Origin of the sequence: Pseudomonas sp. IT-P253 (genome assembly GCF_949768125.1) — a bacterium.
GTDB lineage: Bacteria > Pseudomonadota > Gammaproteobacteria > Pseudomonadales > Pseudomonadaceae > Aquipseudomonas.
Map to the genome: position 1 here is coordinate 541,472 of NZ_CATKPT010000011.1, position 26,496 is coordinate 567,967.

General features: G+C 56.0%; 29 protein-coding genes, 1 tRNA gene and 2 pseudogenes. 21 read left to right on the top strand and 11 right to left on the bottom strand.

Features of this window, described 5'->3' with window-relative positions:
• Positions 1 to 20: 20 nt before the first annotated feature.
• Positions 21 to 106, bottom strand: a tRNA-Arg gene (locus tag ACM6IR_RS08395).
• Between the two features lie 262 nt (positions 107 to 368).
• Here ACM6IR_RS08395 and ACM6IR_RS08400 point away from each other — a divergent pair.
• From ACM6IR_RS08400 to ACM6IR_RS08420, 5 genes are all read left to right on the top strand, one after another.
• Positions 369 to 725: a hypothetical protein gene (locus ACM6IR_RS08400; protein WP_414907264.1), complete on the top strand. Its 357-nt coding sequence runs from the start codon at positions 369 to 371 to the stop codon at positions 723 to 725.
• A 164-nt stretch (positions 726 to 889) separates the two neighbouring features.
• On the top strand, positions 890 to 1,168 hold the full coding sequence (locus ACM6IR_RS08405; protein WP_414907265.1) for a hypothetical protein: 279 nt from the start codon (positions 890 to 892) through the stop codon (positions 1,166 to 1,168).
• A 43-nt stretch (positions 1,169 to 1,211) separates the two neighbouring features.
• The gene (locus ACM6IR_RS08410; RefSeq protein ID WP_414907266.1) at positions 1,212 to 1,454 is read left to right on the top strand and encodes a DUF4224 domain-containing protein; all 243 of its coding nucleotides are present in this window, start codon (positions 1,212 to 1,214) and stop codon (positions 1,452 to 1,454) included.
• A gap of 1 nt (position 1,455) precedes the next feature.
• Entirely contained in the window at positions 1,456 to 2,505 is a 1,050-nt protein-coding gene (locus ACM6IR_RS08415; protein ID WP_414907267.1) for a tyrosine-type recombinase/integrase, read from the top strand.
• A gap of 401 nt (positions 2,506 to 2,906) precedes the next feature.
• Positions 2,907 to 3,101 carry a hypothetical protein gene (locus ACM6IR_RS08420; protein WP_414907268.1) on the top strand — a complete coding sequence of 65 codons (195 nt, stop codon included), beginning with the start codon at positions 2,907 to 2,909 and terminating at the stop codon, positions 3,099 to 3,101.
• Positions 3,102 to 3,249: 148 nt separating this feature from the next.
• Here ACM6IR_RS08420 and ACM6IR_RS08425 read toward each other — a convergent pair whose 3' ends face one another.
• Positions 3,250 to 3,723: a hypothetical protein gene (locus ACM6IR_RS08425; protein WP_414907269.1), complete on the bottom strand. Its 474-nt coding sequence runs from the start codon at positions 3,721 to 3,723 to the stop codon at positions 3,250 to 3,252.
• Between the two features lie 578 nt (positions 3,724 to 4,301).
• On the opposite strand from ACM6IR_RS08425, the gene ACM6IR_RS08430 reads away from it, so the two are divergent.
• Positions 4,302 to 4,511 carry a hypothetical protein gene (locus tag ACM6IR_RS08430; protein WP_414907270.1) on the top strand — a complete coding sequence of 70 codons (210 nt, stop codon included), beginning with the start codon at positions 4,302 to 4,304 and terminating at the stop codon, positions 4,509 to 4,511.
• Positions 4,512 to 4,653: 142 nt separating this feature from the next.
• On the opposite strand, the gene ACM6IR_RS08435 is transcribed toward ACM6IR_RS08430, so the two are convergent.
• On the bottom strand, positions 4,654 to 5,286 hold the full coding sequence (locus tag ACM6IR_RS08435; RefSeq protein WP_414907271.1) for a hypothetical protein: 633 nt from the start codon (positions 5,284 to 5,286) through the stop codon (positions 4,654 to 4,656).
• Positions 5,287 to 5,470: 184 nt separating this feature from the next.
• Between ACM6IR_RS08435 and ACM6IR_RS08440 the strand changes: the two genes are divergently transcribed.
• Complete coding sequence (locus tag ACM6IR_RS08440; protein WP_414907272.1) at positions 5,471 to 5,815, top strand: hypothetical protein; 345 nt, start codon at positions 5,471 to 5,473, stop codon at positions 5,813 to 5,815.
• Positions 5,816 to 5,843: 28 nt separating this feature from the next.
• The gene (locus tag ACM6IR_RS08445) at positions 5,844 to 6,554 is read left to right on the top strand and encodes an SOS response-associated peptidase family protein (protein WP_414907273.1); all 711 of its coding nucleotides are present in this window, start codon (positions 5,844 to 5,846) and stop codon (positions 6,552 to 6,554) included.
• A 621-nt stretch (positions 6,555 to 7,175) separates the two neighbouring features.
• Here the strand turns inward: ACM6IR_RS08445 and ACM6IR_RS08450 are convergent.
• Positions 7,176 to 8,069 carry a transporter substrate-binding domain-containing protein gene (locus ACM6IR_RS08450; RefSeq protein WP_414907274.1) on the bottom strand — a complete coding sequence of 298 codons (894 nt, stop codon included), beginning with the start codon at positions 8,067 to 8,069 and terminating at the stop codon, positions 7,176 to 7,178.
• Between the two features lie 380 nt (positions 8,070 to 8,449).
• On the opposite strand from ACM6IR_RS08450, the pseudogene ACM6IR_RS08455 reads away from it, so the two are divergent.
• Together ACM6IR_RS08455 and ACM6IR_RS08460 are read left to right on the top strand one after the other, a co-directional pair.
• Positions 8,450 to 10,453: pseudogene (locus ACM6IR_RS08455) on the top strand (glycine cleavage T C-terminal barrel domain-containing protein); the annotation flags it as partial.
• Between the two features lie 3 nt (positions 10,454 to 10,456).
• Positions 10,457 to 11,026 (top strand): sarcosine oxidase subunit gamma, encoded by a 570-nt coding sequence (locus tag ACM6IR_RS08460; protein ID WP_414907275.1) that lies wholly within the window; start codon positions 10,457 to 10,459, stop codon positions 11,024 to 11,026.
• Positions 11,027 to 11,128: 102 nt separating this feature from the next.
• Here the strand turns inward: ACM6IR_RS08460 and ACM6IR_RS08465 are convergent, their stop codons facing one another.
• The gene (locus ACM6IR_RS08465) at positions 11,129 to 11,950 is read right to left on the bottom strand and encodes a MinD/ParA family protein (protein ID WP_414907276.1); all 822 of its coding nucleotides are present in this window, start codon (positions 11,948 to 11,950) and stop codon (positions 11,129 to 11,131) included.
• Positions 11,951 to 12,123: 173 nt separating this feature from the next.
• Between ACM6IR_RS08465 and ACM6IR_RS08470 the strand changes: the two genes are divergently transcribed.
• Positions 12,124 to 12,444, top strand: coding sequence for an isochorismate lyase (locus ACM6IR_RS08470; RefSeq protein ID WP_414907277.1), 321 nt, complete (start codon positions 12,124 to 12,126; stop codon positions 12,442 to 12,444).
• Positions 12,445 to 12,799: 355 nt separating this feature from the next.
• Positions 12,800 to 13,435: a LysE family translocator gene (locus ACM6IR_RS08475; protein WP_414907278.1), complete on the top strand. Its 636-nt coding sequence runs from the start codon at positions 12,800 to 12,802 to the stop codon at positions 13,433 to 13,435.
• Between the two features lie 89 nt (positions 13,436 to 13,524).
• Here ACM6IR_RS08475 and ACM6IR_RS08480 read toward each other — a convergent pair whose 3' ends face one another.
• Positions 13,525 to 14,289, bottom strand: coding sequence for a tetratricopeptide repeat protein (locus ACM6IR_RS08480; RefSeq protein ID WP_414907279.1), 765 nt, complete (start codon positions 14,287 to 14,289; stop codon positions 13,525 to 13,527).
• Between the two features lie 262 nt (positions 14,290 to 14,551).
• Between ACM6IR_RS08480 and ACM6IR_RS08485 the strand changes: the two genes are divergently transcribed.
• From ACM6IR_RS08485 to ACM6IR_RS08505, 5 genes are all read left to right on the top strand, one after another.
• Positions 14,552 to 15,196, top strand: coding sequence for a LexA family protein (locus ACM6IR_RS08485; RefSeq protein ID WP_414907280.1), 645 nt, complete (start codon positions 14,552 to 14,554; stop codon positions 15,194 to 15,196).
• Between the two features lie 2 nt (positions 15,197 to 15,198).
• Positions 15,199 to 15,408, top strand: a complete 210-nt coding sequence (locus ACM6IR_RS08490) for a hypothetical protein (protein WP_414907281.1) — start codon at positions 15,199 to 15,201, stop codon at positions 15,406 to 15,408.
• An 81-nt stretch (positions 15,409 to 15,489) separates the two neighbouring features.
• Entirely contained in the window at positions 15,490 to 15,678 is a 189-nt protein-coding gene (locus tag ACM6IR_RS08495) for a hypothetical protein (RefSeq protein WP_414907282.1), read from the top strand.
• A gap of 545 nt (positions 15,679 to 16,223) precedes the next feature.
• Positions 16,224 to 17,465, top strand: coding sequence for a molybdopterin-dependent oxidoreductase (locus ACM6IR_RS08500; protein ID WP_414907283.1), 1,242 nt, complete (start codon positions 16,224 to 16,226; stop codon positions 17,463 to 17,465).
• A gap of 11 nt (positions 17,466 to 17,476) precedes the next feature.
• Complete coding sequence (locus tag ACM6IR_RS08505; protein WP_414907284.1) at positions 17,477 to 18,115, top strand: c-type cytochrome; 639 nt, start codon at positions 17,477 to 17,479, stop codon at positions 18,113 to 18,115.
• 153 nt (positions 18,116 to 18,268) lie between these two features.
• Here the strand turns inward: ACM6IR_RS08505 and ACM6IR_RS08510 are convergent, their stop codons facing one another.
• The 3 genes from ACM6IR_RS08510 to ACM6IR_RS08520 all read right to left on the bottom strand — a co-directional run bounded on the left by ACM6IR_RS08510 (position 18,269) and on the right by ACM6IR_RS08520 (position 20,729).
• The gene (locus ACM6IR_RS08510) at positions 18,269 to 18,724 is read right to left on the bottom strand and encodes a DUF6691 family protein (protein ID WP_414907285.1); all 456 of its coding nucleotides are present in this window, start codon (positions 18,722 to 18,724) and stop codon (positions 18,269 to 18,271) included.
• Between the two features lie 2 nt (positions 18,725 to 18,726).
• Entirely contained in the window at positions 18,727 to 19,161 is a 435-nt protein-coding gene (locus ACM6IR_RS08515; RefSeq protein ID WP_414907286.1) for a YeeE/YedE family protein, read from the bottom strand.
• 377 nt (positions 19,162 to 19,538) lie between these two features.
• The gene (locus tag ACM6IR_RS08520) at positions 19,539 to 20,729 is read right to left on the bottom strand and encodes an MFS transporter (RefSeq protein ID WP_414907287.1); all 1,191 of its coding nucleotides are present in this window, start codon (positions 20,727 to 20,729) and stop codon (positions 19,539 to 19,541) included.
• A 51-nt stretch (positions 20,730 to 20,780) separates the two neighbouring features.
• Here ACM6IR_RS08520 and ACM6IR_RS08525 point away from each other — a divergent pair.
• From ACM6IR_RS08525 to dsdC, 4 genes and pseudogenes are all read left to right on the top strand, one after another.
• Positions 20,781 to 20,972: pseudogene (locus ACM6IR_RS08525) on the top strand (hypothetical protein).
• A gap of 227 nt (positions 20,973 to 21,199) precedes the next feature.
• The gene (locus ACM6IR_RS08530; protein WP_414907288.1) at positions 21,200 to 22,540 is read left to right on the top strand and encodes a gluconate:H+ symporter; all 1,341 of its coding nucleotides are present in this window, start codon (positions 21,200 to 21,202) and stop codon (positions 22,538 to 22,540) included.
• Between the two features lie 43 nt (positions 22,541 to 22,583).
• The gene (gene dsdA, locus ACM6IR_RS08535; RefSeq protein WP_414907289.1) at positions 22,584 to 23,936 is read left to right on the top strand and encodes a D-serine ammonia-lyase; all 1,353 of its coding nucleotides are present in this window, start codon (positions 22,584 to 22,586) and stop codon (positions 23,934 to 23,936) included.
• A gap of 161 nt (positions 23,937 to 24,097) precedes the next feature.
• Complete coding sequence (dsdC, locus tag ACM6IR_RS08540) at positions 24,098 to 25,069, top strand: DNA-binding transcriptional regulator DsdC (protein ID WP_414907290.1); 972 nt, start codon at positions 24,098 to 24,100, stop codon at positions 25,067 to 25,069.
• A gap of 103 nt (positions 25,070 to 25,172) precedes the next feature.
• On the opposite strand, the gene ACM6IR_RS08545 is transcribed toward dsdC, so the two are convergent.
• Complete coding sequence (locus ACM6IR_RS08545) at positions 25,173 to 26,210, bottom strand: GGDEF domain-containing protein (protein ID WP_414907291.1); 1,038 nt, start codon at positions 26,208 to 26,210, stop codon at positions 25,173 to 25,175.
• Between the two features lie 172 nt (positions 26,211 to 26,382).
• On the bottom strand, positions 26,383 to 26,496 hold a 114-nt coding region (locus ACM6IR_RS08550; protein WP_414907308.1), incomplete at its 5' end, for a CstA-like transporter-associated (seleno)protein.

A 26,496-nucleotide genomic window follows, 5' to 3' on the forward strand; every position in this document is an offset into this window, starting at 1 on the left:
CATTGCTGGAAGGGGTTTTGTGGAGAGAGCGGGATTCGAACCCGCGGGCCACTTGCGCAACCGCCGACTTCGTAGGTCGGTGCCTTAAGCCACTCGAGCCATCTCTGGAAAGCCTTTGCTTTCCACAGCTGGCTGCCGGGCAGCGAATTTCTCACAGCACGATTCAAATTTCAACGACATAGCGAAATTACCCCCATGTGCACAGAAGCGCTGATAGCCGACCGCCTCGGCATGACGGTTGTGAATGCTCATGATCTGGTATCGAGGGAGTGACCATCGGCCTCACCTTTTGTCGCAACTCGATTGACTGACAGGGACCTTTGGAGCCCAGTAACCAGCTGGCTAAACCTGATCAGAAGAGAAACACCATGTCGAAAATAACGGTGATCTCCGGTGACTTTCTAGCAGGTGATGCAGAATTTCAATCTGGACTGTTCACTCTAAAATCCGTATTAAAACCTGCTCGCGAATTAACGATACCCATATCAAAAATAGAAGTCTTGGAAACAGCAACCGAAGAAGTCGTAAGTAATCAAGGAAGCATTATTCGATGGAGCCTAGCTGGAGCATTGTTTTTAGGGCCGATTGGGCTAGTTGCAGGCTGGTTGCTATGTAATAGAAAAAAGGAAATAACCTTCTACGCAAAGTTTCAGGATGGTCGCTGCCTTCTGGCCACAACTGACATCAACACTTACTCCAAAATCTCTGCCTCGCCCCATAAATAACACCACTCTCCCCCTTCAAAGTCAGCCGTATCCCGGCAGGAGCACATCTGTACTCCACTCCTAGAAAATCTTAACGCCGGCTCGAAAATCCTAATATCCGGCGCTCTCACTCAAAATTCATTAACCAACTCAAAGTCAGCCGCTATAGCGGCAAAGGAACAGTCATGTCCAAAGAAAACGTATACGACGAACAAATCAGCCCTCTGGTTCACCAGATCATCAACATCTGCAAAGAGCACAACATCGCGCTGCTGCTCTCTGCCCAGCTGCAGGACGAGGATGATGAAACGCTCTACTGCACAACCATCCTTCCAGGTAATGACGATGTGTCTGACGAGAAATTTGTCCAGGCATTGAACATCATCAGGCCGCCCAGCCGATCCGTAATGCATATGACGACTACTCATGCCGACGGCAGTCAGACGCTAACCGCCATCATCTGACCCCTCCCCCCTTCTGCCGCCACGCGCGGCACGGAGCATCTCTATGGAAACTGAAATTCTCTCGGACGAAGAGCTGGCGGATCTTACTGGCTACAAAGCTCGGGCATACCAGCGGCGCTGGCTTATAGATCGCCATTGGGTGTTCGTAGAAAGCCGCGGCAAGCGACCACTGGTTGGGCGGATGTATGCCCGCATGAAGCTGGGAATGATCTCCCCCACCATCGCTGACCCCAACCCACCGCCGGCAGCTCCGGCATGGACGCCAGACTTCTCGCGAGTGAACTGATATGCGCCCCCGCAAGACCGAATATCACCACCTTCCCCCTCGGATGTATCAGCGCTCCCGCACACGGAAAAGCGGCGATGTGTGGACCGCGTATTACTACCGCGACCTGCTAGGCAAGGACATCCCCCTGGGCAAAGACCTCGACAAGGCCAGGATCAAATGGGCCGAACTCGAAGCCAAGGAAAAGCCCCTAGACCTGCGGACTATGAAAGGGATCTTTGACCGCTACATCCGCGACATTGTCTCCAAGAAGGCACCGCGCACCCAGAAGGACAACCTGTCGGAGATCAAGCAGCTGCGGCCGATGTTCGACAGTGCGCCCATTGACTCAATCACCCCGGCCACGATTGCTGGGTACCGGGATGCTCGAACGGCAAAGGTTCGGGCGAATAGAGAGATCGCTACCCTCTCCCACGTTTTCAACATCGCCCGGGAGTGGGGGCTGACGACCAAAGAAAACCCCTGTCAGGGCGTGCGTAAAAACAAGGAAACACCGAGGGATTATTACGCGAATGATGTGGTTTGGGATGCGGTTTACAAGAAGGCAGCTCAAGAGCTGAAAGACGCGATGGACCTGGCCTACCTGACCGGGCAGCGACCGGCAGATGTTCTAGTCATGCGAAAGGATGATGCAGAGGGGGGATATTTGGGAGTGCAACAGAACAAGACGCACAAAAAGTTGCGGATTCAGATGACCACCGGCGGTAAGGCAAACAGCCTTGGTAAACTCATCACAGAGATAACCGAGCGCAATGCTCGGCACGTCTCGAACTATTTGATTGTGAGCCGACACGGAAAGCGGATGACTGCGACGATGCTGAGAAAGCGTTGGGACACTGCTCGAGAAAAAGCACAGCTGGCAGCGATCGAGATTGGCGACGAATTGCTTGCGGCAAAGATCGGTGGGTTCCAGTTCCGGGATATCAGGCCGAAAGCTGCATCGGAAATCCTCGATGTCGGCGAAGCAAGTCTGCTGTTGGGGCACACCAAAGGCGACATCACCGAGCGGGTTTATCGCCGCGTGGGCGCCATTGCCAGGCCGTCTAAATAACCGAAAAATGCGTTCCATAACTCAAAGCAGCCCCCTTGTAGAATGCGGTCTGTAGGGGTGCTGAAAGACGAAAGTAATGGAACGAAAAATCGCTACGCGCAGCGAATTTAGCGGATCTAAATAGCGGTCTTGAAAACCGTCGACTGTAACAGGTCCATGAGTTCGAATCCCATCGCCTCCGCCATATTTGTACCGACAAAGCCCTGATTTTTCAGGGCTTTGTCGTTTCTGGGGTTTGGGAATCGGCGCTGTTTTTTGGAGTCGTTACAAAACTATTTGGTAACCGTTACAAAACTTTCCGCTTTTTCCCTTCATCCGGCGTCCTGCCGACCGCTGCCTTCCCCTATATGTGTCACCAGATTTCCGCTGCTACGCTGGCCTTCGTTCATGGAGGAATCGCGATGCCAAATTCAGACCTGCTCCCTTCCCTGCTGTTCAAGCTCGACGAAAACCAGCTTGCCCTGGAAGCCGCCATCATGGAGCTCACGAATTGGGTTGAGCAGCGCGGCTCGGCCGTAGTTACTGACAATATGCGAGGCGCCCTGGACACCGTCGACAAGAATGACGAGTTCATCAAGATAACACTCGCGGTATGATGACACCGGAGTGACGGTTATCTGGAGCGCTTGTAGACATAGCGTGCAAGTGGTGAGAGTTACTACCATGCAAGTGGAGCGCCCGCCCAACCATTCAAGGCGAGTTGGGCGAATGCATACTAAATCATGGCCAAACTGGCACTACGATTTATCCCTTCCGAGCTACTGGCGCCACTATGGACAGCGCATCGAGAGCGTTCCGCGCCTTGTAGAGGTCCTTTGTCAAAAGGTATGTCAATCCCGCAGATAAAGAGAGCCCAAGCACAAGGGAGGCTACGGGAGACATAATCGCCAATGCGAAGAACATAGGAATTAAAGCCACCACGACCAAGCAGCCGAACGCTATTACTGAGGTAGCAACAGGAACGCTCATTTCCATTTTCGTGACACGACCATCTGGTTCGCGAACGGCACACACCCTGTGGGGACTACCCAAGCCTTTCTCGGTCGAGATAGCAATGTTATCCCCGACCTGGATGAACGTATCTAGCAAATTGGAAGCCTGGACCTTCATTACACGCTTACCACCAATCTCGATGAATTCGTAGGTAGTGACCGAGCCTTCGCTGATAGTTCCATGGCTGGTTCGAGAAACCACGCCCTCAAAAATTTTAATCGCCATAAATATCCTTCGACGTCCATGCTTATGCCAAAAATAGCGAAGAGATTATTATGGCCACAAGCCATCACGACAAGGAGCCCTTAAAAAAAAGTTGAGCTGTCGGGCAACCTCCTTTCTGAGTCTATCGTTTGGGCTCACGTCGCCCCCACGGCTCTATGCAGACAGCGGCAATACAGCAGTAGTATCGAAATTGGCCTACAGACCATGTATTTCAACGGTTTGCATTGGTGATTGTCTAAAACCCTACCACGAATTAAGCGCGTTTCGGACCAATGAAACCGAGTAAGGCCGAGGTAGTTTTAGACAGCATTTCGCCCTCCTACGGCGTCCTGCCGACCGAACATACCCCCTTTATCGACCCCTAGCACCCCATGCATGCAGGCCCCTTGCAAGGCCCCTTGTTTTGCCCGTAATCATTGGCGCTCGCTGCAACCGAATGCCCACAAGAGCTTACAAGTGCGTGAGAGAGTCACGCAAAAGTCACGCACGCTATTTCGGCCCCTCCCCGGCGTTCTGCCGACTGCACAATCCCCCACGATTGACGACTGCTACGCTGACCTCATCACCGAGGATTCACGATGCCAAACTCAGACCTGCTCCCTTCCCTGCTGTTCAAAATCAACGAAAACCAACTCGCCCTAGAAGCCGCCACCATGGAGCTCACCCTCTGGGTCGAGCAACGCGGAGCTACCGAGGTCGGCGGTAATATCCGCAGTGCCCTGGAGACGATCGAAAAAAACAAAGAGTTCATCAAGATGACGCTCGCGGTGATGATGACGCCGGAGTGACCGCTATCAACTGCCAATAGTTGACACCGGCCTGGACGGAGAAAACAGCCAGTTGGAGGCAATTTAGAATTTGCGTGCGTTAAGTATCTGCCATCAAGAGCCCAACTTTAACGAAGCCTCATCCTAAAATTTTCCAGCCCGCTCATTTCCAGAATTTGCTCATCCACACTTCGCTGTTCTTGGCATCCATGAGCCTGTAATGGGCAAACCCTGAATTGACTGAGTCAAGGTAGCCAATGGCGTACGTGACCGGCTCGATGCGAGTGCAAGTATAGTTTTGCGTTGGGTGAGCTTTGGAACCGTCAGAGGCGCCAAGAATAGCAACACCAGCTTTAGCTGCACGCATGCTGGCAGGGATGTTCTGTTTTGCACCCTCTAGGGTGTTACACGCGAGGACAGGCTTTTCCAATCTCACCATGTTTGTATTCTTACCGCTCGCAAACTCAAGCTGTTGCTGTGTCAGCCAGCCCATCCCTGGATTTGTGCCCCTATTGTCTTTATCGATCTGGATCTGCACGATACCGTTAGTGGCTGTGCCTGGAACTACTCGGTAGCTTGCCGGACTCTTCCAAAATGTACAGCCGCTATTATCCGCAAGAACAAAGGCACGCATATTGTCTTCATTAAGCCCAAGCCGGGACAGCTTTATTGCCTGAGATGGGCTATCGCAGACCATCATGTACACACCAATCTCCGTGTAAACACCATCTGCTGCTTGTGCAATCGAGGCACCGCAAGCCACCATCAGGCTCAAGAACGCATTGCGTAGGGTCATCACTTTATCCTTGTGGGCAAAAAGCCATTATCCCATACGTATCCTATCGACTGTCTAGGACCTTCAGGTTGGCCTTGTACTGACTTGCTCCTGCCGCTTTCTGCCGACCTGTTCGTCATTTCATCCTCGCCGATTCGTAACGCCTCTTTTACTGTATATGCAAACAGTTCTCCGTGAGGCGACCGTGGACTCGTACGAAATCGAAGACACCAGTGACTGGCTCGGGTGCCCGACGCCCCTCGAAACCTGCCGTCACTACCTGCGCATGCTGGAAAACGAAGTACAGGAACTGACCCTGCAACTACGCAAGGCCAGAGAGGACATCTTCGGTCTGGTGCAGATGTATGGCGAAGCCGGCGCCCAGCGTGACGAAGCGATGAAAAATCTCCGGGAGAGGTCCGGGCAGCTGGCAACCGTTCGCAAGCAACTGTATGACCTCGACTTAATAGAGAGAGGTAACAAGCGCGAGGCTGAACGGCTGCGCGACATGTTAGACGGCCTGATAGATCGCCCGAAAACGATCGTCTAAACTCAAGATTCAGCTTGAGGGTTCAGCCATGTGCGGACGACTTTCGCAGTACAGGGGTATCCACGACTTCGTGGCGGCGCTGAGCATACCCAATGCTCTGGTCAACACCGTCGGCGACCAGCCGCTCGAGCAGTACAACGTCGCCCCCACAACAAGGGTCGCCCTCTTTCGCCAGGAAGGCGACACGCTGCGCGCCGACCTGGTCAGGTGGTGTTGGCGACCGCATTGGGCAACCGACCTGCCAGCGAAACCGAACGGCAGAGTCGAAAAAGTAGCGCATAGCCCATTCTATCGGGCGATCTGGCCACACCGCGCCATTACGCCAATCGACGGGTGGTATGAGTGGGTCGATGAAGGTGGCCCCAAGAAACAGCCCTACCTTATCCGGCGCCGAGATGGTACCCCTGCCTTCTGCGCCTCAATCGGCCAGTTTACGACCGGCGACCACGCGCCCAGCGAGTATGACGGTTTCGTGATCATCACCGCCGATTCGGCCGGCGGAATGGTGGACATCCACGACCGACGCCCGGTAATACTGGCACCGGAGCTGGCCCGAGAATGGCTTGACCCGGCCACGCCCAAGGAGCGCGCCGAGCATATGATGATTCAACAGGGAGAGCCGTCCGAGGTCTTCGAATGGTTCAAGGTCAGTGCAGCCATTGGCAATGTGCATAACCAAGGAGCCAACCTGATAGAGCGATTCGGCGGCGATGGCAGTGATGTTGTCAATAACGGGTAACACTCAACACGTGATTTCCCGGACGTATGCCTTACACGCAGCCAACACAATCAATCCTTGGCTGCCGTCGGCGATGCCGATCATCGGTTTTGCGCGGTTTCACCTCGCGACAATCAACGACACTGCTAGCCTCCTTGCGCAGCACCAACCCACACAAGGAGAAACAAAATGTCGGACGACCTCACCAAACATCTAAAATCAACGTGCATCGCATTGTGACGGATGTACCCCTTTGCGACAGACTGCAATCCGCCAATTCCGGACCTTGGTGCTTTCGCTTCAAAGAAGACGTTCGCACCACTCAAGCAATACTAGGCGTTGCTCAAAGGCGGTCTAGCCGCAAAGCTCAGATAATTCCGTCCGGAATGGATGCATGAAATTACTGACGTGTCCGAAAATCATATTGCTTAGTTTCGAATACTTGAAAAGTATGAGAGTACGCAACCGACCGGTTTTGTACTCAATTAAGTGAATGGAGCCAACTCTAATCTGAGCTTCGCGGCTGCAACCGCCTCTCACCGAGCGTGAGTGCCGACCCAATGCGATTCGGAACCGGCAGCTGCTCGCAATGACCGAGTCAAGTCGGACTTCTGTGTCGTTTGCTCAGGTATTCGTCATGCTTTACAGCGCTGGTTTGTCACTGCGCGCCTCGAGATTGGCTTTGAGCTGTTCGCTCATCGGCATGTTCAGATTCATTCCTTTTGGAGGAATCGGTGATTGAAACCACTTGGTGTATAGCCTTGCGAATTCGCCCGACTTCATGAGACGGGTTATGGTGCCATCGACCAATTCCTTGAATTCAGGATCATCTTTGCGAAGCATGCAGCCGTAGGGTTCGACTTGCAGTGCATCACCCACGACTTCGAGCGAGTCGGGATTTTTGGAGTTCGCCATGAGGCCAAACAGCAGGATATCGTCCATGGCAAACGCCACGGCACGATCATTTTCAACCAGCGCCAAGGAGTCGTCATAGTCTTTGCCCAAGACGACCTGTACGTCTAGATTGTTGTCGGCACTGTATTGGCGGAGGACCTTCTCGTTCGTGCTGCCGACGGTGCTGGCGACAGTCTTCTTTGCGAGATCGGCGTAGTTCTTTATGCCGGAGGTCTTCTTAGTCAATAGGCGCGTGCCGGTGTAGAAATGGCTAATTGCAAAAGCCACGTCCTTGCCACGCGCAGCGTTGTTGGTGGTGGATCCGCACTCCAGATCGTATGTGCCGTTGACCAGCAACGGAATGCGGGTTTGCGAGGACACAGGAATGTAAGCCACTTCTAAGTTCGGCTTCTTGAGCTTCCTGCGCACATCATCAACGATGGCATCGGTTAAATCGACTGAGAAACCCACGGCTTTGGTGGGACTAATCAAGTAGCTGAAAGGTACCGATGCCTCGCGGTAAGACACGGTGATTTTGTTACTACCGGCAACTTTTTCGAGTGTCTGCGAGTTGGCGTGAGATGCGATGGCAGACAAGCCTGCGGCGAGGATTGTCGCTGCTACGAAATATGAGGTTTTCATGGGACACCCTTTTAAAGTATGAAAAAGGCAAAAACATCTCAAAAACACACTGAAAAACGTAAAGGACGTGAGCACCAATTTCCGGCGTGTCTACGAAACGTTATTACAAACACTACGCCCAGGGACGGTAGATACTTTGAGCCAGATCAGAAAACCGAGTCATGTGCGAAGTCGCAAGAATTCCATCGCGACGCTCAGGCGCATCTAAAGCCTGGGGCTTAACGTATCGATCGATATGGGCGCCGGGCGAAGAAGCCGCGTAGCACCGGGTTAGGCCAGACCTTGAATGTCTGCTCCCCAAGCTGGCTACTTCAGCTATTGGCCGATTTCTGCCTGTGCTGACAGGCAGCAGCACGTAATCGCCGGGACGTGACCAGGGTGCGGTCAAACCCGACAAACGCGCGGTGATACTGACGGGTAACGATGACGGTTACCTCGCGGCTCTCGATTTGCATGATCAAGGGGTAGAAGTGGCGGCGCTGGTGGACCTGCGCCATGCGCCAGGGAACACCGCTTTGCAAGGCGCATTGGCGCAACGCAAGATCCGTCGCCTGAGCAACAGTACGGTGTACGAAGCCCTGCACGAAAAGGGTATGCGTCATGTCACTGGCGTCGACATACGCAAGATCACCGCGCAAGGTCAGGTCGCCGAAAGTGGCCTACAACTCGACTGCGACTTGCTGTGCATGTCCGCCGGCTACATGCCGGTCTATCAGCTGCTGTGCCAGGCTGGAGGAAAACTGGCCTACGACGACCAGCGTGCTGAGTTCACTCTCAGCGGCCTGCCAGAAAACCTCGCGGTCGCCGGCTCGGTCAATGGCCACCATGGGCTGGACAACGTCATCGCCGATGGCGTGAACGCCGGTGCCGATGCGGCGCTCGCCCTGGGCCTAGAGGTTGGAGCCCAGCGTGCATCTTTCGGTACAGAAGCCCGGGTCAACTTCAACTGGCCGATCTTCCCTCACCCCAAGGGCAAGGACTTCGTCGACTTCGACGAGGACCTGCAAGTGGCCGATATCGTCAACGCTACCCGGATCGGTTATCGCGACGTGCAACTGGTCAAGCGTTACTCCACCGTCGGCATGGGGCCGTCCCAGGGTCGTCACTCGGCGTTGCCGACCGCACGCCTGGTGGCCTGGGCGACCCAACGCAACATCAGCGAAACCGGTGTGACGACGGCACGACCGCCCTTCGTCGCGGAGAAACTGGCGCATGTCGCCGGCCGTGCCTTCGACCCTTACCGGCAAACACCAATGCACGCTCGCCACCTGCAAGCCGGGGCGAAGATGATGCCCGCCGGAATCTGGCAGAGTCCGGCCTATTACGGCAGCGCCAAGGAGCGCGAACGCTGCATGCAAGCCGAAGCCTTGCACGTGCGCAACAAGGTCGGCCTCATCGACGTCTCGACCCTCGGCGGCCTGGACGTGCGCGGTCCGGACGCCGCCGAGCTGCTTAACCGGATGTACACCTTTGCCTTCCTCAAACAGCCGATCGGTCGTTCCCGTTATGCGCTGATGACCAATGAGCACGGGGTGGTGATCGACGATGGGGTCTGCGCGCGGTTTGCCGAAAATCACTTCTACGTCACTGCCACCACCAGCGGCGTCGACCGGATCTATCAGCAGATGCTCAAGTGGAATGCACAGTGGCGCCTGGACGTGGACGTCGCCAACGTCACCGCGGCCATCTGCGCGGTCAACGTCGCCGGACCCGACTCGCGCAAAGTGCTGGAGAAAGTCTGTAGCGACCTCGATCTGAGCGCTGAAGGATTCCCCTACCTGGGCGTGCGTCAGGGCACGGTCGCCGGGATCAAGGCGCGCTTGCTGCGGGTCGGTTTTGTCGGCGAACTGGGGTATGAAATCCACGTTCCTGCGCGCCACGGTCTCAAGCTTTGGGATGCGCTTATTGAGGCTGGCAAAGTCCACGACATCCGTCCCTTTGGTGTCGAAACCCAGCGCCTGCTGCGCCTGGAAAAAGGCCATGTGATCATCAGCCAGGACACCGACGGCATGACCCACCCGGCGGAAATCGACATGAGTTGGGCGGTCAGTCGCACCAAGCCGTTCTTCGTCGGTCGCCGTTCGGTGGACATCCTCGAAGCCCAGCCGCTGAAACGCAAACTGGTGGGGTTCACCCTGCCCAAGGGCAGCCCGCAACCGCTTGAGGGCCATCTAGTGCTCAACGGCCAGAACATCAGCGGCAGCGTCACCTCCTGCGAGTATTCCGCGACCCTGGGGAAAATCATCGGTCTGGCCTACGCCGGCATCGACCAGAGCCAGCCCGGCCAGCGAATTCCGATCCGTGTCGAAGGCGGCATTCTGCTCCAGGCCGAGGTGGTGAAGTTGCCCTTCTTCGATCCCGACAACCAACGGCAGGAGCTTTAAGCCATGACCAGCCTGAGAGAACAACACACCGTCGGGCAGCACGCCCTCGCTCCGTTGCCGAGCTGCACCCTGGCGGATTTAACGGACCTGCCTCGAGTGGGTTTTCGTGGTGCGCATAGCGCCGCGTACCTGCAAGGCCGGGATTTTGCCCTGCCGGACGCCCCCAACCGCGTCGTATTCCAGGCCGATGGCAGCCAAGTGGCGCGCCTGTCCCAGACCGAATACCTGCTGCTGGGTAGCCCCTCGGACCTGGGCCAACGCATCGCCGACGAAGAGGCCCGTTGGGAGCTGGATCACCAGGCCAACTACCTGCTGCCGCGTCAGGACAGCCATGCCTGTTTTCAACTGAGCGGTGAACACCTGGCCGACGTCATGGCCAAGTTCTGCGGTGTCGACCTGAGTCCACCGGCGTTCGGCCCCGGTGCGGTGGCGCAAACCTCGGCGGCACGAATCAATGTGATCGTGATCAACTCCGGCACCGCGCAGCAGCCGAGCTTTCACATCCTTTGCGATCGGGCGTCGAAGACGTATTTTCGTGAGGCGCTGCTGGACGCGATGCAAGAGTTTGGTTGACCGCACCTGAAGCGCCAACAAAAACGCCACTCTAAATAGAGTGGCGTTTTTGTGTACTTTGAGCGGGCTATTTTTTGTTGACTGGGGGCCGGAAGAGAAATGTCACCTTCTCGAACTAAGGACGAGTCGGTCAACGAAGAACTCCATATGCCCTCTGGGGGTAGCCAGCAAAGGCCAAGCGTCGACCTTTAAAGCGATTTCCTGAAATGCTTGGGCGCACTTGGAGCGCGGAAAGTGTTCGTACACCGCTCGCTGCTTCTGCACTGCCCTACGCGCACATTCATCGTTCGGAACCGCTCCCACATACCGCAGGGTTACGTCGAGGAAGCGATCGGTGACTTTGGTCAATTTAGCGAACAGCGCGTGACCTTCCTTCGGGCTCTGCACCCTATTGACCAGCACCCGGAAACGGTCCATTCCGTAATCACGATTAAGCAGTTTGATCAGTGCGTAGGCATCGCTGATCGAGGTCAGTTCGTCGCAGACCACCAGCAAGACTTCGTGGGCCGCCCGCACGAGACTGATCACCGATGAGCCGATGCCCGCAGCTGTATCAATCACCAGCACATCGAGACTGTCACCGATTTCACTGAAGGCCTGGATCAGGCCTGCGTGCTGAGCCGGAGACAAATGCACCATGCTCTGGATGCCTGAAGCCGCGGGGACGATTCGTATCCCGCCCGGACCGCGCAAAAGTATATCGGCTAGCTCACAGCGACCTTCGATTAAATCGACAAGCGTGTACTGCGGGGAAAGCCCCAACAGGACATCGATACTCGCCAAGCCAAGATCGCCATCAAGCAATACGACTCGCCTTCCAAGTTTCGCCAGCGCCAATGAAAGATTCACAGCCACCGTCGTTTTGCCGACGCCGCCCTTTCCGCCGGTCACGGCGATAACTTGTACAGAACGCACATCATCCATGTTATTGATTCCCTTCCATGTTCAACGCTTGCAAGTAGTAGCTAACTATTCCTAGATACGCAATGGTAACTGAAAAGTGCAGACACATAGCCTTTAGCTGTAGCACAGAATAACCAGAAACGCTGGTCCTCTTCCGAAGGTTCACCATTTTCTCAACAAACGGAGTCACCTACATGGAAGTCATCAATCAGTTGCAACCCGCAGAGTGTGCGGGCATGGAGGACATCCGACGCGAAATCGACGCCCTTGATCAGGTCGTTATCAAGCTGTTGGGCAAGCGTTTTCACTACGTGCTGGCTGCCTCGAAGTTCAAGACCTCGGCGACTTCGGTGCGTGCTCCGGAGCGTTTCAAGGCCATGCTGGCGACACGTCGCGAGTGGGCCGAGGTCGAGGGCCTGAGCCCGGATGCAATCGAGAAGATGTACAGCGACCTGGTAAACCACTTCATTGCCGAAGAGATGAAACACTGGGTGACTGATCAATCCGAAACCTGATTCTGGTGTCCGGACTTTCCGCTTTGGGTTATGGATTTTGCTCAGTCGCGACAATGCTGAAAACGCCCAAAGCAGTCATCCATAATGCCCGTTGTTGACTATGTCAGAGTGCTTTAGATGCGCAATGGAGCAAGCCACCGCTCAAGATGAAGTCGCTACGTATTCTGGGGGGACTGATACCAGGTGCTGCACTTCTGTATGACGTTTTGTTAGTCAATCTGTATCTAACACTCCCCCTTAGGCTCCACTACTATCACCCGCTCCATCCAGGTGCATACCATCAGAGATGGCGAAAGCCGCTTTATGCTGATTTAGCGAAGCTTCCGATTCGTTATTTCTTCCCAGGAGTTACGCCATGCCCGAACTGTCAAACCTGTTTGCCTACGGCCTGATCTCACTTGGCATGGTGCTGACTCCCGGCCCAAACATGATCTATCTCATCTCGCGGTCGATCTGCCAGGGACGAATGGCTGGACTGATTTCCTTAGGCGGCGTGGCATTGGGTTTCGTCGTCTATATGCTTTGCGCCGCATTTGGCATCACGGCCTTGGTATTGGCTGTTCCCTATGCGTATGACGCCCTGCGCCTCGGCGGCGCGCTCTATCTGCTCTACCTCGCCTGGCAGGCGGTCAAGCCCGGTGGCCGCTCTCCGTTCCAGGTGCGCGACCTTCCCAAGGACAGCCCGCGTAAATTGTTCATGATGGGCTTTGTTACCAACCTGCTGAATCCAAAAATCGCGGTAATGTATTTGTCGCTGTTGCCCCAGTTCATTAACCCCGTCAGCCACGGCAGCGTCCTAGCGCAATCCATCGTGCTTGGCTTTACGCAGATCGTCATTAGCGTGAGCGTCAACGCGCTGATTGCCGTGATGGCTGGCTCTATCGCGACATTTCTTGCAAGCAGACCCTCGTGGCAGATCGTGCAACGCGGGCTGATGGGGACGGTTCTCGCGGGCTTGGCCATGCGCATGGCCGTCGAATGGAGGCGTTAATTTAGGCGTTTTCTGCCTGTCGCGACCGGTTGAATCCACAGTCGGTTGCCGTCCTTCGCGACAGGCAAAAAACAGCCAGAAGTGGAAACTCAACCGTGCACCAAGTAGGCCCCTGACGGAACCCGATATCGCAGCTTCTTGCATTTGCCGGGTGGGGGCTGATGCCCCGGCGGGCGATCAGGAAACCAGATTCGGCATTTACCCGGAGGCGGCAAATGGCCGCGGGGAATCTCAACTTCATCGAACGCAGACTCGGGCTCGACGGAAGCCATTTGTAATTTTCCTTCGGGCTGAGGTCTGCCAGCCGTCGGTGAATCCAATTCTCGGTCTGCCTTTGCTCCAGCGAAGTTGCCAGCGTTGCGCCCAGTGTCCTGAGTGAATTGTTCAGCAACGCCCATTTCTGCTTCGCTGCGCCTTTGGGTCTCCACTTCCAGCCTTTTCTGTGCTGCGACCAGGTCCACTTTGGCGCTGGGTGGGGTACCCGAAGACTGGGCCTGCTGCGCCGCCTGGATCAATTGGAAGTTGCGGTTGCGTAGCTCGATGTTGCGGCCAACCCGGATGTTCGAGCGTGCCGCCAAGGTTTCAGCCTGCTGGTACTGCCCCTGCTGAAGACGCAATACACCGAGGTAATGCAGCGTCGCGGGATTGTTCGGCTGGATATGCAGGGCTCGCTCCAGCGTGGCAGAGGCTTGGTCCAGCTGGCCATTTTCATACTGCCGCGAGGCGGTTTCGATTAAGTTGGTTGATGCGCTGTTACTTTGCGCTGGCGCTCTTCGCTCGGCAGCAACCGAACAAAGCGACGCGACGGCGCAGAACACCAGGATAAGACCCGGCAGAAAACTCTTGGTTGGCATCAGGGGCGGACTCGACTGATCTCGGACGGCACTGCCGTAAAACGGACCACAGCGCTGCTCGGCTTTTCCGATACAGGGTCCCAATTGACCTGTCCAGTACCCTGGAGTTCCCGCTGCAACGGCTACCGTAACCAGTATCTTTTTTACCACCCCATCATCCATCACGTTAACCCTCCAAACAAACCGAAACATCGTCTGCTTATACCCAAAATAGAAGGCCGCTTATTTGCAAGCCTATAAGGAAGCTTATAAAGTTCAGCGGATGAGCACACTCGCCGAAAGAATCAAATCCGCACGAACTCATGCCAAGCTGACGCAGAAGGCTCTTGCTCTAAAAGCGGGGGTCGAGCAGCCAGTGATTTCGCAGCTGGAGACAGGGAAGAACCTCCAAAGCGCACATCTGCCAAAAATCGCGCATGCGTGCGGCGTGAGCGCAATCTGGCTGTCTGAGAATATGGGTCCAATGACCGGTGCAGCGAACTCCGATTCCAACATTGCAGAAGCACGCCAGCCAGTCGAGTCCTACCCTGTGATCAGCTGGGTGGCCGCCGGGGCCGGGGCTGTTGAGCCCTACCCTGCCGGGTTTTCAGATCGCTACGAATTTTCCGAGTACGACTCAAAGGGCTCCGCCTTCTGGCTGGAGGTCAAAGGCGACTCGATGACGTCGCCTGCCGGGCAGAGCGTCGCCGAAGGTATACTGATCCTGGTAGATACCGAAGCCGAGGCAGCACCCGACAAGCTGGTAATCGCCAAGCTGCCAGATAGCAATGAGGCCACGTTCAAGAAACTTGTCAAAGATGGCGGAAGGCTGTTCTTAAAGCCGCTGAACCCTGGGTATCCGATTGAACCGTTTGACGAGCATTGCCGGATCGTGGGCGTCGTCGTGCGGGCACTGCAGAAGTTTTGACCATGCCAAAGAAACGACCGGCAGACACCCCTGCAGCAACCGCTGCAGACATTGAAAGATCTATCCAAGCCCTGAATAAAATGGCCGAGCGCCTTTGGGGAGATGGTCGAGAGACCGAGGCGAAAGCCCTCCTTGATGCCTTGGATTCTCTAAACCGGGCGCTGGACCGGATCAGGATTGGCGAAAGTCGCAGGGTTGTGACTCTTCATTGAAGACCTGCCATGGACTCATTGAAAGACGGATGACCATCAAGGTCGGGGATCTGTGGGCGATCTTAATCGAGGGTTGATGGCATGGCGCACTCGCTTCAATACCAGATAACCGAATCCGTTCGCGTCGTTGAAATCGAGGTGGGGAAGCTGCTCGATTTGGCAGCGATGCTCAAAGAGGCAGGAAATGATGTCTTGGCGACGGCTGTTTCGAATCAGGCGAATAAACTGCTTGAGGCTGCGGTAGCGCTGAGAATCGCGATGGCAAGCTGAAGCGAATAGTGTGGCGGCGATTTGCAAGGAATGATGACGGGACTTAAAAAGCCAGAGCAAGACCTGACGCGCGACCTTCAGGGTGTCGCCTCACTTGCCGGACTTTGCGTTTCTGACTTGCGCCTCTGCGGGCACCGTCTACACTGACCTCAGCTGACGGATCAGCGCCCAGTGTGAAAAAACAGCCCGCCCCGTGCGGGCTTTTCTTTGCCTGCGATTCGCTCACTACTTTTCACGGCTTTCGCCAGCCAACTGCCCACTTGAGCCTAGGCATATTGCCTGTCATCCCCCGCCCCGGAAAGAAAGCACGGCCAGTCATTAGTTGGCTATACCTAACATGTCGACGCTGCCTGTCATCAAATGCCAAGTCACTGACGCTCAATGAAAAGCAGTCGCTTTGCGCGTGACGATACTGGCTTGTTAATCGAAGTCGGTCAGTTAATTGAAAAACCATTTACACGTTACGTCGGATGCCTCTCCTCCCCATTGGGGTATGTGGGGTGCTGTGAGATACATCTCAATAAAAAAATCAAAGAGAGAACAGCATGAAGTTCAGTCTTGTTGATAACGGCAACCCGAGCCGCCGGCGCGTTCTACGCGATGCCTTCGCACTGGCTTTGACAGCTTCTCCATTGGCAAACCTCGCCAAAGCAGCCGACGAAACGCCGGAAGAAGTGACCTTTGCTGCCGGCCCACGGCCGCTGGTGCAATACCCGCAAAAACGACCGTTGACCCTGGTAACCACCCGCCCGCCACACCTTGAGACGCCATTCGCCATCTTCAACGAAGGGCCCATCACGCCGAATGACGCTTTTTTTGTGCGTTACCATCTAGCCGATATCCCTACCAGCATCGATCCGGACAGTTACCGTCTGACGATCAAGGGAACGGTCAACACACCACTGTCACTTTCCCTTGCAGAACTCAAGGCGCTGGCCGAACCGGTAGAAGTGGTGGCCGTCAATCAATGTTCGGGTAACAGCCGTGGCTTCTCGATGCCGCGCGTGTTCGGCGCTCAGTTGGGCAATGGTTCAATGGGTAATGCCCGCTGGGTAGGGGTACCGCTCAAGGCGGTATTGGAAAAGGCGGGTGTGAAAGCCGACGCCAAGCAAGTGACATTCCGTGGGCTCGATAAGCCAGTGCTGCCGAGCACACCGGAGTTCATCAAGGCCCTGGACATCAGCCATGCCATGGACGGCGAGCCCATGATCGCCTGGTCAATGAACGGTACCGACCTGCCATTCCTAAACGGTTACCCGATACGTCTGGTGGTGCCGGGCTATTTCGGCACGTACTGGGTCAAGCACCTGAGTGAGATCGAAGTCGTCGACCACACCTACGACGGTTTCTTCATGGCTAAAGGTTATCGCGTTCCAGACAACGATTGTTTCTGCGTCGCCCCCGGCACCACTGCGGCGCAAACGCAGCCGATTTCCAAGATGCCGGTACGCAGCTTCATCACCAACGTCAAACACGGCGATGTATTGCCGCTTAAAAAGGACGTGGAGCTCAAGGGCATTGCGTTCGACGGCGGCGTTGGGATCAACAAGGTGGAAGTGTCAATCGACGGTGGACAAAGTTGGCGCGAAGCCAGGCTTGGGGTGGATCTTGGACGTTTCTCCTTCCGCGAGTGGACGCTGCCGATCACCTTTACCAGCAAGGGCGCCACACAGCTGATGGTGCGCGCCAGTAACCGTGCGGGCGAGACGCAGCCGCTGCGAGCCGACTGGAACCCCGGTGGCTACCGCCGCCACGTCATAGAAACCAGCCACGTGACCATCGCCTGAGGGGGCTCCGCATGAAACGTATGACCACCTTGCTGTGCGCGGCTCAGGTTTGTTTGGCTGCCATGGCTAGTGCCGCGCCACTCTCGATCACATTGCCACCCGAAACGGCTGTGTTCAGGCCCAGTGCTCTGCCCGGGTACCCATTGGCTCAACAGAAGTGCTCCACCTGCCATTCCGCCGATTACATCAACTTCCAGCCTCCCGGCATGAACCTGGCGCAGTGGACTGGGGAAGCGAGCAAGATGCAGCATGTGTACGGTGCTCCGATCAGCGATCAGGATGTGAGCATCATCGGCGCCTACCTTGCGGCTACCTACGGTAGTGCCCATGCGAGCGATGCCGATGTGCAGGCTGCCTCGAACCCTTCGACCGGCCAAACCCCGGCGGTGCCTGTCGCCAAAGTCGACGCCATGGCCTTGCTGCAGAGCAACACCTGCCTGTCCTGCCACGCAATCGATCATAAGGTCGTAGGCCCGGCCTATCACGATGTGGCTGCCAAGTATGCCAATGACCCGCAGGCACTGGCCAAGGTAACGTCCAGCATTCAGCACGGCGGTACCGGCAAATGGGGGAATATCCCAATGCCGCCTTTCACGCAGTTAAGCCCGGACGATCTGCAAACCCTGGCGACTTTCGTACTGCATCAGTGAGTGCATTCCCGGCTCGGCCAGGCAGTTGAACAATAGAGGTGCTGCCGCACCTCTATTTTTTTCAAATCATGGCTATGGCTGCGACCGGTGATGACCATACGACGCCGCCGTTTCTCGAAAAGGTCTCAACGCCGATACGCAGCTTCGACCGCGTCAGGTGGGTTTACCCACAGCAGTTGGAGCAGGCGACCCACGGCGCTTTTTCCGTTCAAGACATTCGAACAGCCCCATGCCAGCCAACATGGCCATGACAAACACAGCGCCCTTGGGAATGCCCGAGCCCAGCAGTATCAGAGACGGTCCCGGACAAATCCCGGCCAGTCCCCAGCCTACCCCGAACAGCATGCTGCCGATGACCAGGCGTCGATCGATATGTCGAGCGGTGGGCAGATTCATCGGTAAGCCAAGCAGTGATCGAGTGCGTTTTCTCGCCACCTTAAAGCCTACGGCTGCCACTGCAATGGCACCGGCCATGACGAAGGCCAGCGAGGGGTCCCACGCCCCGGCCACGTCCAGGAACCCCAACACCTTGGCGGGGTTTGTCATTCCTGAGACCAGCAATCCAATACCGAATATGAGCCCGGCCATCCAGGAAAAGAACAGCACCATGGTTAATTCCCTCCCAGGAGGTGGCGGACCACAAAGACGGTGATAAAACCAACGCTCATGAACGCCAATGTCGCCACCCCTGAGCGAGGCGACAAGCGCGACAGGCCGCAGACGCCATGACCGCTGGTACAGCCAGCGCCATAGCGCGTGCCAATACCGACCAGCAGTCCGGCGATAATTAATAGTGGATAACCGGCGTCAATCTGCACGGTGGGCAGTGGGGCGATCAGGCGGTACAGCAGCGGTGCCATGAGCAGGCCCAGCACAAATACTATTCGCCAGATGACATCACCGACCACCGGGCGCAGCAAACCGCCGACAATGCCACTGATGCCGGCGATGCGCCCATTGAACAGGATGAACAACACGGCGGCAGTGCCGAGCAACAGGCCGCCGATGAGTGCGCTGAGTGGCGTGAAATGGTTCATGTCGATCATGACGAGCTCCTCTTAACCTTTGGGGCCGTACATTACAAGATGCCGGGAAGGGTGAGTAGCGGGTCTGGGAACTACATGGAAAGGATCAGCACGACTCACTTACTGAGTGGACGGTAGTTTGAGGTGAGCAGCAAGCCCATTCGCGGATTGCTGAACCGCTGTTCGATGAGGCCTGTACAGAGGCCCAGGAAGAACAAAAACATGCCATGCCAGAGCAATCTACGCCGAATGTGGATCATGTCCATGCAACTCCCACGACTGACTGAAAGCTGATCCTTCAAACCATCTGGCATCAACTCTAGATGGTTCTGCAAAAGTATGCGGCTGCCCGGCGATCGTGGTGCTCCCGACACGGCGTTCCGCAAGATTGCCCGCACTTACTGCTTCTTGAATAACAGTAACAACAGAGCTGTTGTGGCAAGCAGTGCACCTGTGAGGAATGTGCTGTCTGACCCGATGCTTTGCCAGAGCCAGCCGGCAAGAACGCTGGCGATCAGCATGCATAGACCACTGACAAGATTGAAAATGCCGAATGCCGTGCCCTTGAGTTCCGCGGGAGATGTATCGGCTACCAGCGAGGCAAGAATGCCTTGGCTAAATCCCATATGAAGCCCCCACAAGGCAACGCCCAGCATCATCGTGATGACAGAACTGGATTGAGCAAGTACCAGATCCGCCAAGACGAGCAACCCCATACCCAGGCAGAGCAGTTTGCTGCGACTGATGCGATCGGATAACCAGCCGGCAGGATAAGCGGACAGTGCATACAGAAGGGACATCACCACCATCACCAGTGGAGTCCAGGTGATCGACAGGCCTATCTGTTGCGCTCGTAATACCAGAAACGCCTCGCTGAAACGAGCAAGCGTAAACACCCCTCCGATTATGACGACCCACCAATACCCGGAGGAGAAGTCGTGAAGGACTCTCCAATGAATGGGAGATCGAAATGTGTGTTCGCCGGGGAGATGAGTCGGCTCTTTTACTCCGGTGACAATGAGCGCCACCGCCACCGCTGCCGGAATCACCGCGAACCACAGGACAAGCTGTATATCGGCGAGCCATAACATGAGCACGATGGCCAGAGCGGGGCCAAAAACAGCCCCGACGGTATCCATCGACTGTCGCAGTCCAAAACAGGCGCCACGGATTTCTTGCGGAGCCACATCTGCGATCAGAGCGTCTCGTGGCGCCCCACGAATGCCTTTGCCAATTCGATCCAGGAATCGTGCGGTAAAGACCACTTCAACCGAGTGAGCCAGAGGAAAAAGTGGTTTGGTCAGAGCGGCTAAACCATATCCAAGCAACAGCAATCCTTTGCGCCGGCCAATGAAGTCGCTGATAGCACCGGAAAATATCTTGACGAGCATGGCGGTCGCTTCGGCAATACCCTCGATCACGCCGACAGCCAATGCGCTGGCCCCCAATGTAGTGACCAAAAACACAGGCAGTAAACTGTGCACCAGCTCGGATGATAGATCCATGAATAGGCTGACAAAGCCAAGAGCCCAGATCGTGCGCGGAATACGAAAAGGTTCAGCGTTGGTGTTTAAACGTTCGCTACTCATATTTTCATCCTGTACTCATCGCTATCGAGGAGAGACTGAGAAAGCCATTCACTGCTCCCTTCACTGCTGCTCAAGGTCAATGAAAATCGACTCGCCCTTGTAGCGGCCATTATGGAACTCACAATTTGGGGCAAGCCTTGAGGATCAGGTGTAGTCGCCGACAACGTACAAGACGCCTTGGCCGCAATCGACCAAAACGAAGAGTTCATCACGATGACTCTAGCGGTATTGAGTGCCTGGTGACGACACCAATCGTTTTTCGATGACCCGCTCAAGCATGCCCTGACCGACTTCCTGCACCAACGCCTCGGTGCGATGGCCTGTGTCCCACGCCCCTCATAGATGATCCCATGTCATCTGTACCTTGATAATCCATCCTTTGTCAGGCCCTGTGCAGTGGCCTCTAATGCCGGAAAGCCGAGTGATCCCGGTCACTAATTTCAACAATAAAAGCTCTTCCAGGAGATCCCATGCACAGCGGTCCTACTCTATTGCTGGTGTTGTTTTGCGCCATCCTTCTGATCATTTTTCTAATCGTAAAAGTTCGCGTCCACGCCTTCCTGGCCTTGACCGCGGCGAGTTTTGTGGTGGGTATCGGTTCAGGCATGCCACTGGCGCAACTGGTCACTGCTTATGAAAAAGGTGTCGGTGGAACACTTGGGTTCCTCGCAACGATCATTGGCCTTGGCGGCATACTCGGCAAAATGCTTGAAGAATCCGGTGGCGCGGAGCGCATCGCCCAGACGCTATTAAGCGCGTTGGGTAAAGAGCGTGCGTCATGGGCCATGATGCTCGTCGGGTTTATTGCGGGCATCCCCGTGTTCTTCGAAGTTGGATTCGTCCTGCTGATTCCACTGATCTATGTGGTCGCGAAAGAGACCAAAATCAACCTTCTGTACCTGGGCGTGCCCCTGGCCGTGTCGCTGATGGCCGTTCATTGCATGTTGCCCCCGCACCCTGCCGCCATGGCGATCACGGGAATGCTGGGTGCCGATGTCGGCAAGGTGATTGCGTACGGCCTCATTGTCGCGCTGCCGACGGCCATTATCGCCGGGCCGCTGTGGATCAAGCTGGTCTGCAAGACTGAAGCGCCTGCCACTCAAGAAGCCTTTCTGGACGAACATTGCGACGACAGCATGACCCGGGACTTGCCAAGCCTTGGCTTGACGCTGCTGACCATTCTGTTGCCACTTCTGCTGATGGTAGGGAAAAGCCTCGCGGCCGGCCGGCCCCATGACTCGGGGATATTCAGTGTTATTTCGTTCCTGGGAACGCCGCTGATCGCCCTGTCCATTGCCGTGGTATTCGCTTACTGGGCGCTGGGCCTGCGCCGCGGCTTATCTATGCCTGACTTGCTCGCGCACACTCAGAAGAGCTTTCCGCCACTGGCCAGCATTCTGCTGATCATCGGTGCGGGTGGCGCATTCAACGGCATCCTGGTCGACAGCGGCGTGGGTAACGTGCTGGCCGATACGTTGACCCAATTGCATATGAACCCCATCGTCCTGGCGTGGTTGGTGGCCGGGTTGATGCACTTCGCCGTCGGTTCGGCGACGGTGGCAATGATCAGCGCCGCGGGCATGGTGATGCCAATGCTGAGCGCTCATCCAACCGTGAGTAAGGAAATTATCTGCATTGCCATCGGCGCCGGCGCCATTGGCTGGACCCATGTGACGGACTCCGCCTTCTGGGTGGTCAAGGAATACTTGGGTGTCTCGCTCGCCGAAGCCTTGAAGAAGTTCACCTTGGCCACCGTACTGGCTTCGCTGGTCGCGCTGGGACTGACCCTGCTGCTGTCGTGTTTTGTTTGAATCCACCCACATTTTCAGCCTGATTGTTTAAAGGGACCACGTTATGATTTTGGGAAGAACACTTGAAAGCTGGTACGCCGGCTACCCCTTGATTCGCGATCTGGTCGCGCTGCAAGAAACCACTTGGTTTAATCCTGCCGTGGCGCCGGTCGCGGAATCGATTAGCGATGTGGGGTTGACGGCCGCTGACGTAGCCGACGCCAGCGCTCGCCTGACGCGTTTTGCTTCTTACCTCAGACGTGCGTTTGCGGAAACGCAATGCAGTGGCGGCATTATCGAGTCGGACATTCTGCCGGTGCCAAAACTGCAGCAATTGCTCAGCGAGCGCTACGGTCAGGCATTGCAAGGAGCGCTGTGGCTCAAGCGGGACAGCCATCTACCCATTTCGGGCTCGATCAAGGCGCGCGGGGGTATCTATGAAGTGCTCAAGCATGCCGAAGACCTGGCGTTGGCCGCAAACCTGTTGACCCTTGATGACGACTACGCCGTGCTGGACAGCGATCAAGCGCGGGCGTTTTTCGGCCAATACAAAATAGCCGTCGGCTCGACTGGTAACCTCGGCATGTCCATCGGCATCATGGGGGCGGCGTTGGGCTTCCAGGTGACCGTGCACATGTCGGCGGATGCGCGGCAATGGAAGAAAGACAAGTTGCGCTCACACGGCGTTACGGTGGTTGAGTATTCCTCCGACTACAGCGTGGCCGTTGCGCAAGGCCGCAAGCAAGCGGAGTCCGATCCAGCCTGCCATTTTGTGGACGATGAAAACTCGGTCAACCTGTTCCTGGGCTACTCGGTGGCCGCCGAACGCCTGAAAAAGCAATTGGCGGCGGCCAACATCACCGTTGATGCGCAACATCCATTGTTTGTTTATCTGCCCTGCGGCGTGGGTGGCGCACCTGGCGGCGTGGCCTTCGGCCTGAAGCTGGCCTTCGGTGACGCGGTCCACTGCATCTTCGCCGAACCCACGCATTCGCCCTGCATGATGCTGGGCGTCTATACCGGATTGCACGACAAAGTGAGCGTGCAAGACTTCGGCATTGACAACGTAACGGCTGCTGACGGCCTGGCCGTCGGGCGCGCTTCAGGTTTTGTCGGCAAGGCCATGCAGCGCTTGCTTGATGGTTTCTACACCGTCAGCGACGACGAAATGTACAGCTTGCTGGCACTGATGGAGCGCAGCGAGGGTGTGCGCCTTGAGCCCTCCGCGCTCGCCGGCGTGCCCGGCATTGCCAGAGTCCATGCCGACCAGCAAGGCTACCTGGCTCGCGCGGGCCTGGACAACCAAGCCATGGCGCAAGCCACCCATTTAGTCTGGGCTACAGGCGGCAACATGGTGCCGGGGGACGAAATGGACGCTTATCTGGCCAAGGGTCGTGAATTGCTGGCCAAGGGTTGACCAGACCAACAGGCATCCCAGCAGCTTGAGTGCAACGCAGACTCGCCGATGTCAGCGCAAAACCGGATGTGGCAAGATGAATGCTTTGCCACATCCGGTACGTTTGATTGCTAACCCTGCGTTCAACGCAGGGTGGCTTTTGGGCTTGAGGAAAAACTGTCGTGCTCAACCTCCCTCCTCGTATCAGTTCCCGGCTCAACAGCAGCCAGTTCGCCAACCTTCACACCTTTTTGGTGGCTGCGCGTCACCTGAGCTTCGCCCGTGCAGCGGAGGAACTGTGTTTAACCGCCAGCGCCGTAAGCCACCGCATCAATCGGCTGGAAACCGCGTTGGCGATGAAGTTGTTCCAGCGCCTGACCCGCCAGGTCAGCCTGACTGACGAAGGCGAACGCATCTTCGAAATACTCCAATATGCGATGGGAGAATTGTCCGAGGCCCTTGAGCAATCGTCACAGGCGGAAATTGCCGGCTCCATCGCGCTCTACGTCAGGCCCTCAATAGCTCAATGCTGGCTGGTTCCAAGGCTGGCGGACTTTGTTGATCGTTACCCATTGGTCTCACTGGATCTACGGGTTGGTAATGACAACGTCGACTTTCGAACCCGCAAAATTGATTTGGCACTGTACTACGCCAATGGCGAGTTTCCCGGGCTGACCAGCCATCGATTGATGCGAGAGCAACTGGCCCCCGTGTGCAGTCCTGACTACGCGCGACGACATTGTCTGCAGGAAAACCCGGAGAACTTAAGGCACTGCACCACATTGCATGACTCCCTGGCCTGGGATCATGCGGCCTATGATGCCGAATGGACGCTCTGGGCAGAGCAGCACAACCTGCTCGCCTCACTTCCCAAACGCACCTTGACCTTTGATCGCTCGGATTTGAGTGTGACGGCAGCCATGAACCACGCTGGTATCGCAATTGGCCGTCAACAGCTGGTGCAGAAGCGGGTTGATCGCGGCGAACTCGTATTGCCCCTCGCCGGATTCAGCCGATCAGGCCACTACGATTATTATTTGGTTCACCCACCGCTCGCGACTATCCCCAAACGATTACTGGCTTTTATGAACTGGCTACGCGAATGCGCCAGTCAATCATCACCCTTGGGGGAGCAAGAAGACTTGCCCGGATGAGAGGTTTATCGGCGACGTGAACGCAGTCCGACCCGATTCTATATACGACAAAGCCCTGACTATTCAGGGCTTTGTTGTTTCAGGCAAGAACCGTGTTGAAAGGTCATTGCACTCGATTGCGCCCATTGCGCTTGGCCAGGTAGAGCGCATCATCGGCACGGGTCAGGAGGCTTTCCGGTGTGTCACCGGATTTGGAAATGGCCACTCCGAAGGATGCCGATATTGTGTCGAGCACCGTGTCGGTTCCTCGCGCCTTGATCCGCAGAGACTGAATTTTCAGGCGCAGCTGTTCGGCAAATGTACGGGCACTCTCGAGATCGGTGCACTCTTGCAAGATCACACAGAACTCTTCACCCCCATAGCGTGCTGCTACGGCTTCGGGCGGCAGTGAATTGCGCAGCACCTGACCGACATGCTCGAGGACACGATCACCCAACGGATGGCCGTACTCGTCATTGAATTGCTTGAAGTGGTCGATATCCAGCATGACCAGCGCCACTTTTTTCGGCGCTTTGCTGATTGCCTGCTCCAACACGCGGTTGAAGGTATTTCTGTTCAGCAGTTGGGTCAGGCCATCCAGCGTTGCAGCCAGACTGGTCTGCTCCAGTTTTTCGCGCAGGGTTTTGATCTCATTTTGAGCGGCACGCAGCTGGAACAGAAACAGCGCTTGCTGATCCTGCATCAGCTGCGTGCTTTGTTGCAGCTCATTGAGAATATTGGGAAGGCTCTTCTCAACCGGCGCATCCAGCATTTCGAGGCAATGGCCCAGGCTGTTCTGGTAGTCGATGCTGCCATTTACGCTACGCGAGACATCCCGCTCCATGCCGTCGACCAGATTGATCGCTTGCTGTTGCCCTACCCGGGCATCTGCCAGCTCGTCGCGAATGATGTACTCGCGAAACAGCTTGGTGGCCGACTCAGGCGGGAAACTGTCAAAGTCCCTCACGACTCGATCAAGGTGGCGATTAAGTTCAGGGTCCGCACCTTTGCTGTAGGTGTACCAGAGCGCGTAGTGCACCGGATTCGGCGGAATATTGTGACGAACCATCAGCGGCACCGCCTGCTTGAGTAACGCAGCCGCTTCACGGGAATCCTCGGGATATAACGCTAAGGCCGTTGCACGCTTCACTGATGGGTTCATGCGATCACTATGGTTATTTGATCAGGGGTAATCAAACATAAGTAAAGCACAATCTTACCCAATGCAAACAGTCATTTACTTGCGAATGTTCACCCCAAACCTTAACCGATTCCCAGCGCTGCAACGAAGTCAACCGTAGGAGCGAGCTTGCTCCTACAAGAGACCTAACGGGTTAACAGCACTTAGGCCCAGCCTTACTCCCGTAACGCGCTTCCTGGCGTTCCCGGAAGAACATCTCGTAACTCATCACCGGCTTGTCCGGGTGTTTGGTTTGCATATGCTCGAG

Coding starts and splice junctions, on each gene's coding strand:
- ACM6IR_RS08500 (WP_414907283.1), top strand. CDS start 16,224: ATGAAGTTCAGTCTTGTTGATAACGGCAACCCGAGCCGCCGGCGCGTT.
- ACM6IR_RS08465 (WP_414907276.1), bottom strand. CDS start 11,950: ATGGATGATGTGCGTTCTGTACAAGTTATCGCCGTGACCGGCGGAAAG.
- ACM6IR_RS08410 (WP_414907266.1), top strand. CDS start 1,212: ATGGAAACTGAAATTCTCTCGGACGAAGAGCTGGCGGATCTTACTGGC.
- ACM6IR_RS08445 (WP_414907273.1), top strand. CDS start 5,844: ATGTGCGGACGACTTTCGCAGTACAGGGGTATCCACGACTTCGTGGCG.
- ACM6IR_RS08545 (WP_414907291.1), bottom strand. CDS start 26,210: ATGAACCCATCAGTGAAGCGTGCAACGGCCTTAGCGTTATATCCCGAG.
- ACM6IR_RS08510 (WP_414907285.1), bottom strand. CDS start 18,724: ATGGTGCTGTTCTTTTCCTGGATGGCCGGGCTCATATTCGGTATTGGA.
- ACM6IR_RS08400 (WP_414907264.1), top strand. CDS start 369: ATGTCGAAAATAACGGTGATCTCCGGTGACTTTCTAGCAGGTGATGCA.
- dsdA (WP_414907289.1), top strand. CDS start 22,584: ATGATTTTGGGAAGAACACTTGAAAGCTGGTACGCCGGCTACCCCTTG.
- ACM6IR_RS08405 (WP_414907265.1), top strand. CDS start 890: ATGTCCAAAGAAAACGTATACGACGAACAAATCAGCCCTCTGGTTCAC.
- ACM6IR_RS08435 (WP_414907271.1), bottom strand. CDS start 5,286: ATGACCCTACGCAATGCGTTCTTGAGCCTGATGGTGGCTTGCGGTGCC.
- ACM6IR_RS08495 (WP_414907282.1), top strand. CDS start 15,490: ATGGCGCACTCGCTTCAATACCAGATAACCGAATCCGTTCGCGTCGTT.
- ACM6IR_RS08420 (WP_414907268.1), top strand. CDS start 2,907: ATGCCAAATTCAGACCTGCTCCCTTCCCTGCTGTTCAAGCTCGACGAA.
- ACM6IR_RS08450 (WP_414907274.1), bottom strand. CDS start 8,069: ATGAAAACCTCATATTTCGTAGCAGCGACAATCCTCGCCGCAGGCTTG.
- ACM6IR_RS08460 (WP_414907275.1), top strand. CDS start 10,457: ATGACCAGCCTGAGAGAACAACACACCGTCGGGCAGCACGCCCTCGCT.
- ACM6IR_RS08530 (WP_414907288.1), top strand. CDS start 21,200: ATGCACAGCGGTCCTACTCTATTGCTGGTGTTGTTTTGCGCCATCCTT.
- ACM6IR_RS08430 (WP_414907270.1), top strand. CDS start 4,302: ATGCCAAACTCAGACCTGCTCCCTTCCCTGCTGTTCAAAATCAACGAA.
- ACM6IR_RS08490 (WP_414907281.1), top strand. CDS start 15,199: ATGCCAAAGAAACGACCGGCAGACACCCCTGCAGCAACCGCTGCAGAC.
- ACM6IR_RS08480 (WP_414907279.1), bottom strand. CDS start 14,289: ATGCCAACCAAGAGTTTTCTGCCGGGTCTTATCCTGGTGTTCTGCGCC.
- ACM6IR_RS08415 (WP_414907267.1), top strand. CDS start 1,456: ATGCGCCCCCGCAAGACCGAATATCACCACCTTCCCCCTCGGATGTAT.
- ACM6IR_RS08515 (WP_414907286.1), bottom strand. CDS start 19,161: ATGATCGACATGAACCATTTCACGCCACTCAGCGCACTCATCGGCGGC.
- ACM6IR_RS08425 (WP_414907269.1), bottom strand. CDS start 3,723: ATGGCGATTAAAATTTTTGAGGGCGTGGTTTCTCGAACCAGCCATGGA.
- ACM6IR_RS08485 (WP_414907280.1), top strand. CDS start 14,552: ATGAGCACACTCGCCGAAAGAATCAAATCCGCACGAACTCATGCCAAG.
- ACM6IR_RS08520 (WP_414907287.1), bottom strand. CDS start 20,729: ATGAGTAGCGAACGTTTAAACACCAACGCTGAACCTTTTCGTATTCCG.
- ACM6IR_RS08505 (WP_414907284.1), top strand. CDS start 17,477: ATGAAACGTATGACCACCTTGCTGTGCGCGGCTCAGGTTTGTTTGGCT.
- ACM6IR_RS08470 (WP_414907277.1), top strand. CDS start 12,124: ATGGAAGTCATCAATCAGTTGCAACCCGCAGAGTGTGCGGGCATGGAG.
- ACM6IR_RS08475 (WP_414907278.1), top strand. CDS start 12,800: ATGCCCGAACTGTCAAACCTGTTTGCCTACGGCCTGATCTCACTTGGC.